Genomic DNA, 15,543 nt, shown 5'->3' with positions numbered 1-15,543 from the left:
AGACTATTAATGGAATAAAAATCGAAAGGGGATCATCTTGATGAGAAAAAGATTTCAGTGGAGTACTTTGGTGCTGGTTGCATTATCCTGTCTGCTCGTCTTGGCAGGCTGTGGAGGCAAGCAAGAAGCAACAACGTCAGGAAATGAGGCAGCAGCTTCCAACGGGCTGGAAGCCATCAAACAGCGTGGCAAGCTGGTCATTGGGGTGAAGTACGATACCAAGTTGTTCGGACTAAAAGACCCGGCTAGCGGGAAGGTCGAGGGCTTTGATATCGACATCGCCAAGGCTGTAGCCAAGCATATTTTTGGTGATGAAACCAAGCTTGAGCTCAAGGAAGTCACGTCCAAAACACGAATCACCTTACTGCAAAATGGGGACATCGACGCTATTATCGCCACGATGACCATTTCGGATGAACGCAAAAAACAGGTCGATTTCAGCGATGTCTACTTTAATGCAGGGCAATCCCTGCTTGTGAAAAAGGGAAGCCCGATCACAGGTCTGGAGTCCCTGACTCCCGATACCAAGGTACTCGCTGTTAAAGGCTCTACCTCCGCAAAAAATATCCGCGAAAAAGCGCCCAAAGCAACGATTTTAGAGTTTGAAAACTATCAGGATGCCTTCAACGCCCTCAAGGCAGGTAAAGGGCAAGCGCTGACGACCGATAACTCTATTCTGCTTGGCATGCAGCAGCAAGATCCGAATTATACCCTAGTAGGCGGGAACTTCACAGAGGAACCTTACGGTATCGCAGTGAAGAAGGGACAAACCGAACTGCTGCAAGCCATTAATGATACGATCAAGGAACTGAAAAGCAATGGTGAATACGATAAGCTGCATGAGCAATGGCTTGGGGTTAAACCCGAATAATGATCTTGTGAAGGAGCCGCGATTGCGTGCTCCTTCCTTTCTTAGCTCTGGATAAGGAGGTATACCCGTAGATGCTTACTTTTGATATCAACGTACTTCTCGATCATGGCGACCGTTTTAGAGAGGGCTTGCTTCATACCGTTCAAGCTAGTGTTATTGCCTTGATCGGAAGCTTTATTCTGGGCGCTATCATTGCCATCTTCCGAATTGCGCCTTTTAAATGGCTAAACTGGATCGGTACTGTCTATGTAGAGGTCATCCGCAATATTCCATTGCTGATTGTCGTACTGTTTTTTTATCTCGGTCTTCCCACTTTGGGCATCCCCTTGGATGGCTTTGTATCTGGAACGCTTGGATTGACTGTGTACACAGCCTCTTTCATTGCAGAAGCTATACGTGCCGGCATTCAATCTGTACCCAAAGGACAATTTGAAGCGGCAAGATCCTCCGGGTTGAATTACAACCAGACGATGATCAGCATTATTTTACCGCAAGCCATCAAAATTGTACTGCCTGCAATCGGCAACCAATTCATCAATCTGGTCAAAAACTCTTCCGTGCTGGCCATTGTGGCCGGACTGGATCTCATGTATTACTCGGATCTCATTAACTCGGATACCTTCCTGCCCATCACAGTCTATGCGATCACGGCACTGCTGTATCTTATATTGACGGTTCCGCTCAGCTTTCTTGTACTCTATATGGAGCGACGCCTGTCCAAAACATCCTAAGGAGGGAAGCCCGTATGGATTTCAGCGGATTGTTTGTATGGCCTAATGTGCGTTTTATACTGGAGGGCTTCCTGCTCACGCTGGAAGTTGCCATTTACTCTATCATATTCAGCTTCGCTCTTGGTATCGTATTCGGCATTCTGCGCTATACCCGCTTACCTGTGCTCTCACAGGTTGCAGCCTTTATCATTGATCTGATTCGCAATCTGCCCTTATTGCTCATTATTTTCTTCATCGGCATGGTTTTGCCATCCATCGGATTTTCAATTTCCCTCAAGTGGGCAGCCATTACAGGACTGTCAATCTTCGAGGGAGCCATGATCGCCGAGATTGTGCGCAGTGGTCTGAATTCGGTCCATAAAGGACAGGTGGAAGCCGCACGTTCCTCCGGTCTAAGCTATTCTCAAACCTTATGGCATATCATTCTGCCCCAAGCGCTTCGTCGCATGGTGCCCCCGATTGTCAGCCAGTTCATTTCCCTATTTAAGGATACGTCACTGGCTGTCATTATCAGTTTGCCGGAGCTGACGCATAACATTCAGATCGTCGGTGGGCAAAATCAATCCTTTGTCATTCCAGCTCTGCTGTTCGCTGCTTTCCTGTACTTTGCCGTTAATTACAGTATGTCACTGATTGCACGCAGGTTGGAGGTTCGTACACATTAAGGCTTGTGATACTCATCACGGTTGCCATTAGTTGGAGCGCTCTGTCAGCACAGCTTGTATCTTATCTATCAATCGTTTCGCTGCTTCTCCCTGGTAACGGTCAGCTCGATAAATCAACTCTAGCTGACCTTGAGGCGCACCACGCAAAATAGGCACCGTGCAAAAATGCGAACGATCCAGTTCGGCTGCAAGGGACTTCGTCTGTAAGGTTACGGCAAGTCCCTCCTGCACCCAGCGCAGGATTGAAGCTATAGAATTGGTTTCCAAGACGGTTGCAAAGGGATACCCGCGATCACGAAAGCATTTCTCAATCAGCTTCCTGCCGGGATGGCATTCTGGCTGCATCGCCCAGGGGACATGCCTCAATTCGTCCAGCATAATGGAAGAACGGTTGGAAAATGCATGGTTTACCGGGACAATAAGACAGTAGTTCTCTGTGCGAAGAGGAAGCCGGACAAGCCTTTCATCTGTACCCGAGTGTAGGGTGATGCCAACATCCACACGGTTATCCAGCAGCTGTTCTGTTACATCAAAGAATGGGCAGATGTGCAAGCTGATTTTAGGAAATGACCGATGAAAATGGGCAAGCATCTTTTGCAAAGGTTCCTCCAGCTCAGGTAATGCGATACCAATCCGTAAACTTCCGCGTTGCTCGGTACGCAGCTCCTCAATGGATGCCTTTGCTTGCTGTAATCCCTTGAGCGCATGGGCACTGTGTTGTAGCAGCAGTTTACCGGCATCTGTCATTTTAATTTTCTTGCCTGCGCGGTCAAAGAGCGTCATGCCCAGTTCCTCCTCCAGCGCCTTAATTTGTAAGCTAAGTGTGGGTTGAGAGATACCGATCTTTTCCGAAGCCTTCGTAAAATGCAGTTCCTCGCATACGGCTATGAAGTATTGAAGCTGACGTATTTCCGTCTTCCTTCTCTCCCTTCGAAAATCCAAGAATGTTTGCATGAACAGGTCAAAAGAAGCGCGAGATCGGATCATTCCGGTTCGCGCTTCTTCGCAGGTTATTGCGCTTTTTTTAGATTATTGACCTACTTCTGCTTTTTCCGAAGTCAACGTAATATTCGCAAACGCGTCTGCATCGTACTCCTTACCACGGGTAATATCGTAATTGGCTACCCGATTATTCACTGCCTCCAGCGAATAACGGAATAACGTCGGTACAATGGGCGCCTCCTCGCTCATATACGCCTGCCACTGGTTGTATATATCTTTACGATAATTGTCGTCAAAGGCTTTCACAGACACCCCTTCCTGCAACAGCTTATCATTCTCTTCACTGGTAAAGCGCGAGTAGTTAAAGCTGGCTCCGCGTCCATACAGCCCACTAGGGTCTACATCTGTACCCGTACTCCATGCGCCGCCAAAAATATCAATGCCAGGGTCATCCTTCTGCACACGGTCATAGAAAGAATTGAACTCAAGCAGACGACCGTCCACCAGCTCGACATGAAGCCCGACATCCTTCCAATTTTGCAAATAAAACTTCGCCAGCGATTCAGCTGTCGCATCCCCGCTCATTGCTGCATAATGGAGCACCAGTTCCTTACCTTTAGGGTCCTCACGGTATCCATCTCCATTGGTATCCACATATCCTGCCTCGTCCAGCAGCTTTTTCGCCTTGTCTGGATCATACGCAATGCCCTTCGCATTCACATCATGGTATCCCTTGAAGGCGGGCGGGATCAGGGATGTCGCAGGAGTCCGAAGCCCATGATAGAGCTGCTTGCCAACCTGCTCATTATTCAGCGCGTAGCCAAGGGCCTGACGCAATGACTTGTTCGCCAGCTTGGCGTTCGGGTCCATGATATTCAGACTCTTGGCCTGATCGAATTTGCCCAGCTTAAAGCCTACATAGCTATAAGACAATTCCTCCTGACCGAGAAACTGTACATTTTTCGGATTACTGGCCTCATTGTAACGGGTGGTCGGATAGCTGGCCCAGTCGATTTCTCCACTTTTCAACGCCTCGGTAATGACATTCGGATTCACCACCTTCAGATGAAGGCCATCCAACTTGGGCGCACCGCGGAAATAATCTTCATTTTTGACGAATTCTACAGATTCACCTGTGACCATAGATTTAATTTTGAATGGCCCATAGCCAATCGGATGTTTACGGACAGGATCAGATCCGGCCATGTCCTTCACAGGAATTTTCTGGAATACCTTTTTCTCCAGTGGTGTGGACCAGAGTCCCGACTTTACCGAAGGATTAGGTTCCTTAAAATGAATGGTAACCTCTTTCTCATTCAGCACCTTGATGCCAGAAATGGTTTTGGCCTTGCCGGCGTGATAATCTTCCATCCCTACAATGTTGGTCATAAAACTATCATAACGCGGACCTTCGTAGTCTTTGTTACCGATCACTTCATAGGAAAAGGCATAATCCTCTGCCGTTACGGGATTACCATCTGTCCAGTTCAGTTTGGGATCAATTTTGACAGTCACCGCCTTATTGTCTGCGGAAAAGGAAATCGTCGCCGCTCCTTTATCGTCAATATTCAGATTGGAATCAATCGAAAACATGGAAGGGTAGAAAAACTGGAAGACTTCAAAATCCGGATTTCCATCATAAAATACAGGATTTAGAATACCTTCAAAAGGGGTGTCGGACACGAGTGCATAATTGATGATGCCGCCCTTAATCGGGGGTTTATCGTTCTTGACCGCCTTTGCCAGCGCAGTCGTATTCACCTGCTTGTTGTCGGACCCTGACCCACCTGTACCGTCAGACGATTTTGCTCCACTCGAAGTGGAAGGCGAGCCGCTGCATGCGACCAAAGAAAGCACCAAAATGGCAGATAGAACAGGCAAAATTCCTTTTTTCCAGCTTTTAATCATTGTAAACCCCTCCTTGTCGTTGTCCTTATCCTTGAACTTCGGTTTAACCCAATCGTTGTCTGGCATCCGTGGCACGTTTGAGCGCCTGACCGATAAAATTAATCGCCAGCATCAGCACTAATATAAGCAGTGAGGCAGGCAACCACATCCACCAGCTGTTCTGCAATACATCCGGGTCATTGGCATAACTCACTAGTGTACCCAAGCTTGGAGTTGATTCTGGCAAGCCAAAGCCGAGATAGGAAAGCCCGGTCTCAATCCCGATATTTCCTGCAAGACTGAGCGTTAGATTAACAATCACAACAGAGCTGAGATTGGGCAGCACACCCAACCAGATGATCTTCCAATTGGGTGTGCCAAGGGTTTTGGAAGCCTGCACGTAGTCCAGCTCCCGCTCCGATAGTACCTTGGCCCGGATCAGGCGCGCTTTTCCAATCCACAAAAAGGCGGTCATAATGAAAATAAAGGACCCTATGCCACTTTTGGGCACAATGCTGACAAATACGATAACCAGCATCAAGAATGGAAGCACCAGAATAAAATCAATGATTCGCATGATGATGTTATCGACCATTCCTCCATAAAACCCAGCCAGTAAGCCCAGCGTCAAGCCAATGGCGGCGGATAACAAAGTAATCGTAAAGCCAATGGTAAAGGAATTGCGGGCCCCAATGACCAGCTGGCCGAATATATCCCTGCCCGCTCGGTCCGTACCCAGCCAGTGCACTGAGCCGGGAGCTTCGCGGATCGCGCCCAAATCGACCGTCGTGACTACATCCTGATTGACAAACAGGACAGAGGCATATATAAAAATCAAGAACAGAGCCACAAATCCAATGGAAATCAAGGCCATTTTGTCACGTACCAGCTCACGACGCAGTACAGACCAACTGGATGGTGATTTACGAATGATTTCCGGCGAGAAGACCTCCTCCACCTGCATAGACACCATAACCCCTCCTTTTCTCTAGACTTGTTCGCTATTCAATTCGAATGCGTGGATCGACCTTGCTCAGGATGACATCAGATAAAAGGGTTCCTAATAGTGCCAAGAAGCCGGAGATCATGACCAGCGCGTTCACGACTGAAAAGTCCCGTTGGGTGATAGACTGAAGAAACAACTGGCCCAATCCCGGATAACCAAAAATAGATTCCAGGAAAATGTTGCCGGCAATCACACCCGTCAGGTCGTAGCCCAAAAAAGCAGCAATGGGTAATAAAGAGTTCTTGAAAATATGACGGGAATAGATCTTTCCTTCGGGTACCCCCTTGGAACGTGCTGTTTTCACAAAATCCTTCAGACGTGTGTCAATGACCTCATTGCGCAAATACTGAATGGTAGCCGTCGTACTGAGCAATGCGCCTGTAACCGCCGGTAGTATGAGATGATACGACTTATTCACGTAATACGACCATGTCCCCGGCTCCATTCCTACATCCACACTGCCGCTGGTTGGAAACCAGCCAAGTCTGAATCCAAACACGTACAGCAGCAGCAACGCGAGTATAAACAGAGGTGTTGCAAAGCTGAGATAGGTATACCCCACCACGGTTTTATCCAGCAGACTATGCTGATACCGACCACTTAGTACTCCCAGCGGAATGGCGATCAGATACGTCAGAACCAGAATCACTACACCCAGAAAGAACGTGTTCCCCAAACGACTGCCAATCAAATCGGTAACGCTAATTTTATGTACATAAGATTTGCCCAGATCCCCATGAGCAAGCTGGACAAGCCAGTTCCCATATTGCACCCACACCGGGTCATTGAGTCCCAGTTTTTGCCGCTGTTCTTCCAGTGCAGCCGGATTCAGATTGGGTGTTGAAGTGATGAGCCCTGTCAGGGCATCCCCTGGCATAGCCTTAGCTAGGAAAAATATAAGCACACTCAGTGCAAAAAGTTGAGGGATCATAACCAGCAGCCGGCGCATTGTAAATTTCCACATATTCTGTACCTCCCTTAAGGTAGCGCGACTTGATGGGATGGACTTACTGATTTTAGTGCAAACGGCTTTCCACTCGCATCTAAATGTTTGGGCAGCTCTGACTTGTAAGAGGATAAAAGCTTCTGCCTTTTTCGAGCATTTTCTAGCCGCTTCGCAGGATCAATACTGGGAATGGTGGCAATAAGCCGCTGGGTATACAAATGCTGTGGACGCTCATAAATGTCCTGCTCGCTTCCCTGTTCCACTAAGCGACCTCGGTACATGATGCCGATTTGGTCACACATATGGCGGATAATACCCAGGTCATGACTAATGAACAAATACGTCAATTTGAACTCTCGCTGCACATCCTTCATAAAATTAAGCACCTGTGCCTGCACAGAAACATCTAGCGCCGATACCGGTTCATCAGCAATAATCAGTTTTGGATTTAATGTCAGCGCACGCGCAATCCCGATCCGTTGCCGCTGGCCTCCGGAAAATTCATGCGGATATTTGTAGGCCGCATCAGCGTTCAAGCCGACCTTTTCCAGCAGCATCTGCACTTTTCGCCGCTCTTCCTCATCACTCAGCCTTTCAAAGTTCCGCAGCGGTTCAGCAATGACATCCAATACGCGCTTGCGCGGGTTAAGCGAAGAATAGGGGTCCTGAAAAATCATCTGAATGTCTCTACGCAGCGGATGGCGGTTATTCCGACTCAAAGCCGCAAGGTCCTTTCCATTAAAAATAATCTGTCCGCTCGTCAGCTTATTCAGGCCGATAATCGTCCTGCCTGTCGTCGTTTTTCCGCAGCCGGATTCTCCCACTAGCCCATATGTTTGGCCTGCCTCTATGCTGATCGACACGCCATCCACTGCTTTTACCTGATCAACAACACGCTGGAAAAAACCACCGCGCACCGGATAATGAACCTTCAAATCATTTAGCTCCAGTAGTGCCATGAGCAGTCTCTCCCTTTGTTTCGTCTTCAAAATGAAAATGCTGATAACATGTACAACGGACCCAGTGACCGGGGGAAATTTCACTTAATTGGGGATGGTCTTCATGCATTCTCTGCTGAATCCAGGGAATACGCGAAGCAAAGCGACAGCTATTGCGAGGAATATCTTGCAATGAGGGAACAATGCCACCAATGACATGCAGCGATTCGCCCTTGGTATGCGATCCCGGCATGGAGGCTAGCAAGGAACGCGTATACGGATGCTGTGGATGCCGGAATAATTCAAAAACATCAGCGCTTTCCACGATTTCTCCGGCATACATGACCACCACACGGTCAGCTACTTCCGCCACAACGCCAAGATCGTGCGTAATCAGAATAATTCCGCTTCCAGTCTCCTGTTGAAGCTGTTTGAGCAAGTCAAGAATTTGCGATTGAATGGTTACATCGAGCGCAGTCGTCGGCTCATCTGCAATAATAAGTGAGGGTCGGCAAGCTATGGCAATCGCGATCATCACACGCTGGCGCATTCCTCCTGAAAGTTCATGTGGATACTGTTCATACACACGTACGGGGTTGGGTATATCCACGCTTTCCAGTAGCTCCAGTACACGTTCCCTTTTTTGCTTCGTAGATAGGGACGTATGATAATCGAGATTTTCCTCGATCTGCTTGCCAATGCTCATTAACGGGTTCAGTGCTGTCAGCGGGTCCTGAAAGATCATGCCAATGCCCGCTCCGCGGATTTTATTCATTTGCCCTGAGGAGAGACGGATCAGATCCGTGCCTTTAAAAAGAACCTTTCCTTCGACACGTGTCCGCTCCATGTCATGCAATTGTGGGATGGAAAGCGCCAGCGCGCTTTTGCCACAACCGGATTCTCCGACTACAGCCAGCACTTCATTGGGGTTGACCGTCAGATCCAGATGATCGACTGCCGGGTGGTATTGATCGTTGATACGAAAAGATACGGATAATCCTTTAATCTCCAACACAGGTTCGATATTCAATGCGCGCGCTTCCTCCATTCTCCATGGTCTTGTCCTGCTTATTCTCACCATGTTTGATGTTAAAACCTTCCACAAACATTACATACCGTTTTTGTCGGAATAATTTGAATACATCCTATCACCAGTATATGGATATATCAATTAAGATTATGCTATCAACATCATTTAAAAAATCAATGATCCAGCCGTAGCGCGACCTTCCTGGCACAAAATGTAATAAAATAACCAACCACAGGTTAATTTTCATCACAAAAAAGCCGTTTGATCCCCTACAGAGGACCAAACGGCTAACTAGCATCCAACCACTCACACTGAATTATTTTTTGCGTTTATTACGAAGCCGCTCCATAGGAGCCCGGCTTGAACGTTCTTGGATCGTACCATTTGTAGCCTGCTGCTGGAGCAGACCAAGGCTCCGGTTGCGGTTCTGTGGAAGCCGCAGGCTCTTCAAACGGCAGCAGCTTCGTCGGTTGATCCAGCGTTAAGCCTGCCACATCGGATAATTTCGTGTAGTCCTGCTTCCACGCAAGCCATTGAACCGTTTGCACTAGGAAGGTGGCATCGTCTACTTCCTTAAAACCATCATATGTCTTTTTCGACTGTCCGTTTTCCTCACGCGCATATTTCGGAGTAGCATCTTCTACAGGGGAAGAATCACCGATAAATGCTGCCTTGCCTTGACCCACCTTGGAGATCGCAGCATAAGGACCTTCCGCACGGCCTCCGCCGTTATAGACTCCTTGGTCTACTGCATTGCCCCATTTTTTTGTACCTGTCGGGATGTAGGCAATTCCTTTGGCTTTGGTAGGATCAATAATAGCCAGCGTAGATCCCGCATGCATGGCAATCGAGCGTACACCCTTGGTAATGCCGAAGGATTGATCTGCGGCTACGATGTCCGTAGCATTTACATCGCCAAGCGCATTGTAACGGAAACGAACACCAAAGTTGGTCGCCAGCCAATCGGAGCTTGTTAATCCTTGCATCGCCGGCGATGCAGCTTCTTCTGCAGTCATGCCTTTGGCCGGATTAGTATAGGCTCCACGACGGTAGCCATTCATAACCTCGGAGGAATCCCAACGGTTTTTGTTACGGTCGGCATTATAATGGTCGGAGATGAAGAAGACACTTCCCCCGTTATTCACATATTGCAGCAGGGCAGCCTGCTCGGATGCCTTAAAGGCCACATTCGCTTCACCGATGATGAACACATCATATTGGCGCAGCTTATCATAGGTTATGGCCTGTTCTCCATAAGTAAAAGGAATAGGGCGGTTCAATTGATCCACAGTAAAGCCTACATTACGTAATCCATTGGCAAAGTCGGAGAAGGCGCCTTCAATGACCCAATCTGCTGCACCAGCCGTCTGTGCGTGCGTATTATCGAACAGCACCTTTTTGCCTTTTCCATCCGGCAGTGTAGTACCGGGTTGACCCGGGTTGCCAGGTTCAGGTTCGCCAGGTTCACCTGGTTCCCCCGGCTCGCTTCCACTCACCAGTTCCACAGCGCTTGGACTTTTTACTCCACCAAAATTATTGTAGGCACCAAGCGTACCTGTCACGCGAATTTTGCTGCCGACCAGTTCAGGATGACCTGTTAACCCAAATTGCCCTCTGTACGCAGATGTCAGCTGCACATCCAATAGATTAGACGTGCTACGTTCATTGGCCTGGTCGGCAATCAGTACGTTAAAATCATTCGCAAACGGAGCAGAAAAATTAGCTGTTTTCGATCCGGTAGCATGTCCGACGATGTAGCCTTCCACCGTCACTGTACCTCCACTGCCTTGGCGCTGAAGTGCTTCGTCTACTGTCAATGCTCCCTCTGCCTTGACCTGACCGAATGGAACGAGGATCCCAATCAACAGCGATACGATCGCTGCTAGATGCAGCACCCCTTTCAAGCGTGAACCTGTGAACCGCAAGCCTTTTACCATACGTCAATATCCCTCCTATAATTCCATAAATGTACTTGTCCTCTATCAGATTAGCTGTCAATCTTCTAATTCCTTCCTGATTTCATCCATAATTATGTAAATTTTAATCTTTTTTATCGGAAACTCGCCTGTTTATGTAAAAATTGAAACCTGCGATTGACACCGAGCACGGCATACATTACGCTAAGAAAGATATGTAGAACGGTATACGCGAATGAAGATGACGGGAGAGTCTGTCCAGGGGCTTACACGCTGGCGGCACCGAAGGAGCAAGACGTCAGCACCCGGCTGGCGGATAATCTCTCAGGTCCATGTATCGTCATCTGACGCAACTCTGGAGAGAGCGCAAGCCACCCAAGGGGTAAGGCGGTAAGGACACCGCACGAAACTCTCAGGTAACGAGGACAGAGATAAGGGAAACTTCCTTATCCTGTCCTTTTTTGCGCTCACATTGTACGTTAGCATTAGGAACCGTCATAGCTGCGCACAAACGCGGAAATACCATATACTATGGTACTAGAACATACAGGGGGCCACACCATGCGTTTCAAAGATGTATTTTCCATTATCGGTCCGGCCATGACCGGACCTTCCAGTTCACACACTGCAGGCGCGGTGCGGCTTGCACGCGTTGCCCGTCACTGGCTCGGGATGCAGCCGGACCGTGCCCGCATGACACTGTACGGCTCCTTCGCCGACACCTACAAAGGACACGGTACAGACCTAGCACTCATCGCAGGCCTGCTCAATTACGATACAGACGACCACCGAATTCCAGATGCCGAGCAATGGGCGGAGCAGGCTGGAATGGCCGTGGAGTTTGCCGTCAGCGGACTACCCGCGCCCCATCCAAATACCGTCCGTTTTGAACTGTGGAAGGGTGAGGATCAGCGCACACTGCTGGGCTCCTCCATCGGCGGCGGCAGCATCCATGTCCAGCAGCTCAACGAATTCCGAGTCAACCTGACCGGGGAGCTGGCTACGTTGGTGCTTCTTCACTCGGATAAGCCCGGCACATTAGGTGCGGTGACTTCAGCACTCGGCGCTGCCGACATTAACATTGCCTATATGCATGTGGATCGCAAAGGCCGAGATGGTGAAGCACTTACCGCCATCGAAACGGACAGTCCTCCTACGGCTGAACTGATCGCAAAACTACGATCCTTACCACATATGTACGAAATTAAAATGATTAATTTGAAAAAAGGAGCTGAATCTGATGCGATTTAGCCATCTGCATGAAATCAGCGCCATATGCGCGGAGGAATCCACCACGATTGGCCGCCTGATGATTCAAGAGCAGGTACAAGAGACGAATACAACGGAAGAAGAAATCTTCCGCCAAATGTCTGATTATTATGAAGTCATGAAGGAGGCCGTTCATCGTGGTCAGACGCAAGACACCGTATCCCGCAGTGGATTAACGGGCGGTGACGGCAAGCGTCTGGCCGAGTATCTGCGGGCAGGGGAAACCTGCTCCGGCGACGCCTCCGCACTCGCCATGGCTTATGCGCTATCCGTGTCGGAGGTTAATGCGTCCATGGGGCGTATTGTGGCTACGCCCACTGCTGGCTCTTGTGGAGTCATCCCCGGTGTGTTCATTAGTGCACAGGAGCGGTTCGGCTGGGATGATGAGCATATGGTGCACGGCTTGTTCGCAGCCGGAGCCATTGGCTACGTCATCGCCAACAATTCCTTCATTTCCGGCGCGGAGGGAGGCTGTCAGGCTGAGATTGGCTCAGCCATCGGGATGGCCGCTGGCGCGATGGTGGAGCTACGCGGCGGCACACCTGAGCAGGCCGTTCACGCCGTAGGCCTAGCGCTCAAGAACACGCTCGGTCTGATTTGCGACCCCGTCGCCGGACTCGTCGAGATTCCGTGCATCGTGCGCAACGGGCTGGGAGCCGTGACCGCACTTGCCGCAGCGGATATGGCTTTGGCGGGTGTGCGCAGCGCCATTCCGTCTGACGAAGTCATTGACGTAATGCTTGAAGTCGGCAGCGCAATGCCATCAAAGCACCGCGAGACCGCCAAAGGCGGCTTGGCCCAGACACCCACTGGCAAGCGTTTGACCGAATCACTGACACGCAACACATCAACCAAGAAGAATAAATCGTAGCTTCTAAGCTTCAAAAAATAAAAGAGCAAGCATATCGTCTCTAGACGTATGCTTGCTCTTTTATTTTCATTTTAACAGATTACTGAACGGTTACCTGTACCTTCGTCATTTTACCTGCATATTTCACTGTAATTACAGCTTTGCCCTTGCCCTGTGCCTTAATGTTGCCGTCTTTGACGGTCGCAACAATAATTCTGGACGAGGACCAGACAGCAGGTTTGGAAACATCCTTCTCCGACTCATCCTTATACGTGGCTGTAGCCGTAACCTTGGCCAGCTGTCCTGCCTTCAAAGTCAAGGCGACTTCGTCCGTTTGCAGGTATTTAAGCGTATCAACATCAACAGGTACGCTGATCACCTTACCGCCAAACTTCGCCTGAATGTTAGCCTTACCGTAGCTGACCGCGGTAACCTGACCCTTTTTGACGGTGGCTACCTTATAGTTGGACGTTTTCCATTCAGCTTGGGTTGTAACATCCTTTTCTTTTCCATCACTGGATTTAACTACAATCGCAATCGTTTTTTGATCCCCGGATTTTAGTGATAACGCAATGGCATCCGCTTCAATCTTTTGCGCTACGTCCACTTCTACCGTAAACGTAATGGTTTGCTTGCCATATGAAGCAGTGACCGTTGCCTTACCGCTTGCATTCGCTTTAATCAAACCTTCGCTAACTTCAACTACTTTTACATTACTAGTAGTCCAAGTGGCGTCCTTGGTTACGTCTGTTTTTGTGCCACCACTCTTAACGCCTGTTACTTTCAGCTGCTTTGTTTCTTGAGCACCAAGCGCAATTACACGCGAGTCTGTTTCCAGACGGTCCACAAGGCCCACTTGTACGTTTATTGTCAGTTTTTTGCCGTTATAGGTCGCTGTAATAACCGCTTTACCGGCTGCTTTACCCGTAATCGTTCCTTTGGACACAGAAGCAATATCTTCCGCGCTTGAAGCCCACTCCGCATCCTGTGTCACGTCTTCCTTGCGTCCATCCGCATAAGTAGCCGTCAGAGTTGCAGTATAGTCCTCATTAATATCAATCGTTGCCGTTTTGGAGGACAGAGACAGATCACCAGGCACATTTACGGATACTGTAGCTGTAGCTGTTTTGCCGCCATAAGAAGCTGTGATCGTAGCCTCACCTGTTTTATAACCTGTGACTTCCCCCGCGCTGACAAAAGCGATATCTTCATTGCTGGATTTCCACTCTGCCTTACTTGTGATATCTTCTTCCGTACCTGTTACGTACGTTGCAGTCAGCTTGAGCTTTTTGGATTCCTTGGCGTTCAAGCTCAGCTTGTCCTCGCTCAAATCCAGAAATCTAGAGGTTTCGACATCTGTCTTGATCGAAACTGTCTTATCTCCATACTTAGCAGTCACTGTAGCTGAACCCGCTCCAATGGCCATAATCGTTCCTTTATTCACCGTTGCAACTTTTTCATCGTTTGATGCCCAAGTAGCTTTATCTGTGATATCCGTTACTGTTCCATCCGGGTAGACAGCAGATACCTGTATTTTTTTAGATTCATCCAAACGGAGAAAAATATTGGTTTCGCTGGCTTTCAGCTTATTCGTCTGATCTACATCCACCGCAATCGTAGCGGACATCGTGCCATATTTACCTGTGATCGTCGCCTTACCCGCGCTATAGCCGGTAATAGTGCCTTTCAGTACATCTGCCACAGCTGCATTGCTGGAGCTCCACTCAGCAGACTCTGTCACGTCCTGTACCGATCCATCCGGGAACGTTGCTGTCAATTTAACCTTCTCTGTATCCTTCAACAAAAGAGAAACCTCTGATGAACTGACATCGAGACGTTTAACCTGCTCTACCTGTACAGCAATCGTTACAGTCTGTTGACCATAAACAGCCTTAATATTAGCTGTACCTGCTCCCTGAGCAGTAACCAATCCGTTAACTACAGTCGCTACCTTTTGGTTATCCGAGGTCCAGGTCGCATCACCTGAAACCTGAGCTGTCGTATTATCACTATAAGTCGCTGTCAAATCAATCTGTCCTGTGCCGCTCGAACGTAAGTTCAGGCTTTGTACATTGGATGTCAGCGCCTTAACCTTTTTCGTAACATGTACCTGAACCGATTGTACCTTCTCTTTATAGGTCGCTACCACGGTCGCTTCCCCTTCAGCTTTGGCTGAAACCGTACCGTTATACACTGTAGCGATAGCTGTATTATCACTTTTCCAATCCGTGCTTACGGTTACATTCGAGGTCGTCCCATCGCTAAAAACAGCCGTAGCCGTCAGCGCAGCCGTATCTCCCTGCTGCAAAGTTACCTCGTTAGAGGAAAGGACAATCTTGGAAAGCACCGCATCTGCTGCAGATGCAAACCCTGCATATGATGTAAAACTTGAAATCAGGATGACCAACGCCAGAAATCCGGACCATCTATTCTTCAAAATCTAATTCCCTCCCATTTCAATGCTAAAAATTGAGGATTTCGCAAAATCCCTA

The 15,543-nt window shown here is 48.7% G+C and carries 13 protein-coding genes and 1 riboswitch; of the genes, 5 read left to right on the top strand and 8 right to left on the bottom strand.

Features of this window, described 5'->3' with window-relative positions; genetic code table 11:
* Positions 1-40: 40 nt before the first annotated feature.
* From MKX36_RS01985 to MKX36_RS01975, 3 genes are all read left to right on the top strand, one after another.
* Positions 41-871 (top strand): transporter substrate-binding domain-containing protein, encoded by an 831-nt coding sequence (locus MKX36_RS01985; RefSeq protein WP_016818859.1) that lies wholly within the window; start codon positions 41-43, stop codon positions 869-871.
* Positions 872-942: 71 nt separating this feature from the next.
* A complete protein-coding gene (locus MKX36_RS01980; protein ID WP_016818860.1) occupies positions 943-1,602 on the top strand; it encodes an amino acid ABC transporter permease in 660 nt (219 codons plus the stop codon).
* A 14-nt stretch (positions 1,603-1,616) separates the two neighbouring features.
* Entirely contained in the window at positions 1,617-2,267 is a 651-nt protein-coding gene (locus MKX36_RS01975) for an amino acid ABC transporter permease (protein WP_019685912.1), read from the top strand.
* 27 nt (positions 2,268-2,294) lie between these two features.
* On the opposite strand, the gene MKX36_RS01970 is transcribed toward MKX36_RS01975, so the two are convergent.
* The 7 genes from MKX36_RS01970 to MKX36_RS01940 all read right to left on the bottom strand — a co-directional run bounded on the left by MKX36_RS01970 (position 2,295) and on the right by MKX36_RS01940 (position 10,953).
* Positions 2,295-3,254, bottom strand: a complete 960-nt coding sequence (locus MKX36_RS01970) for a LysR family transcriptional regulator (RefSeq protein WP_340864122.1) — start codon at positions 3,252-3,254, stop codon at positions 2,295-2,297.
* Positions 3,255-3,296: 42 nt separating this feature from the next.
* Positions 3,297-5,117: an oligopeptide ABC transporter substrate-binding protein gene (gene opp4A / locus MKX36_RS01965; protein WP_340864121.1), complete on the bottom strand. Its 1,821-nt coding sequence runs from the start codon at positions 5,115-5,117 to the stop codon at positions 3,297-3,299.
* Positions 5,118-5,160: 43 nt separating this feature from the next.
* On the bottom strand, positions 5,161-6,060 hold the full coding sequence (locus MKX36_RS01960) for an ABC transporter permease (RefSeq protein ID WP_017427176.1): 900 nt from the start codon (positions 6,058-6,060) through the stop codon (positions 5,161-5,163).
* 37 nt (positions 6,061-6,097) lie between these two features.
* Positions 6,098-7,066 (bottom strand): oligopeptide ABC transporter permease, encoded by a 969-nt coding sequence (gene opp4B / locus MKX36_RS01955; protein ID WP_340864120.1) that lies wholly within the window; start codon positions 7,064-7,066, stop codon positions 6,098-6,100.
* Positions 7,067-7,080: 14 nt separating this feature from the next.
* On the bottom strand, positions 7,081-8,007 hold the full coding sequence (locus tag MKX36_RS01950) for an ABC transporter ATP-binding protein (protein WP_044787805.1): 927 nt from the start codon (positions 8,005-8,007) through the stop codon (positions 7,081-7,083).
* The gene (locus MKX36_RS01945) at positions 7,985-9,016 is read right to left on the bottom strand and encodes an ABC transporter ATP-binding protein (protein ID WP_193190587.1); all 1,032 of its coding nucleotides are present in this window, start codon (positions 9,014-9,016) and stop codon (positions 7,985-7,987) included. The genes MKX36_RS01950 and MKX36_RS01945 overlap by 23 nt, the downstream gene beginning before the upstream one ends.
* Before the next feature lie 332 nt (positions 9,017-9,348).
* Positions 9,349-10,953: a DUF6359 domain-containing protein gene (locus tag MKX36_RS01940; RefSeq protein ID WP_193190584.1), complete on the bottom strand. Its 1,605-nt coding sequence runs from the start codon at positions 10,951-10,953 to the stop codon at positions 9,349-9,351.
* A 214-nt stretch (positions 10,954-11,167) separates the two neighbouring features.
* Positions 11,168-11,282: riboswitch (glycine riboswitch) on the top strand.
* A gap of 211 nt (positions 11,283-11,493) precedes the next feature.
* Between MKX36_RS01940 and sdaAB the strand changes: the two genes are divergently transcribed.
* Positions 11,494-12,183 carry an L-serine ammonia-lyase, iron-sulfur-dependent subunit beta gene (sdaAB, locus tag MKX36_RS01935; protein ID WP_016818869.1) on the top strand — a complete coding sequence of 230 codons (690 nt, stop codon included), beginning with the start codon at positions 11,494-11,496 and terminating at the stop codon, positions 12,181-12,183.
* Positions 12,173-13,072 carry an L-serine ammonia-lyase, iron-sulfur-dependent, subunit alpha gene (sdaAA, locus tag MKX36_RS01930; protein WP_016818870.1) on the top strand — a complete coding sequence of 300 codons (900 nt, stop codon included), beginning with the start codon at positions 12,173-12,175 and terminating at the stop codon, positions 13,070-13,072. The genes sdaAB and sdaAA overlap by 11 nt, the downstream gene beginning before the upstream one ends.
* Before the next feature lie 79 nt (positions 13,073-13,151).
* Here sdaAA and MKX36_RS01925 read toward each other — a convergent pair whose 3' ends face one another.
* Positions 13,152-15,488 (bottom strand): Ig-like domain-containing protein, encoded by a 2,337-nt coding sequence (locus MKX36_RS01925; RefSeq protein ID WP_340864119.1) that lies wholly within the window; start codon positions 15,486-15,488, stop codon positions 13,152-13,154.
* Positions 15,489-15,543: the final 55 nt, after the last annotated feature.

It is taken from the genome of Paenibacillus sp. FSL W8-0439 (assembly GCF_038008995.1).
Classification (GTDB): domain Bacteria; phylum Bacillota; class Bacilli; order Paenibacillales; family Paenibacillaceae; genus Paenibacillus; species Paenibacillus polymyxa.
The sequence above is the reverse complement of the archived record's forward strand: the minus strand, read 5'-3'. Positions and strand labels throughout refer to the sequence as shown.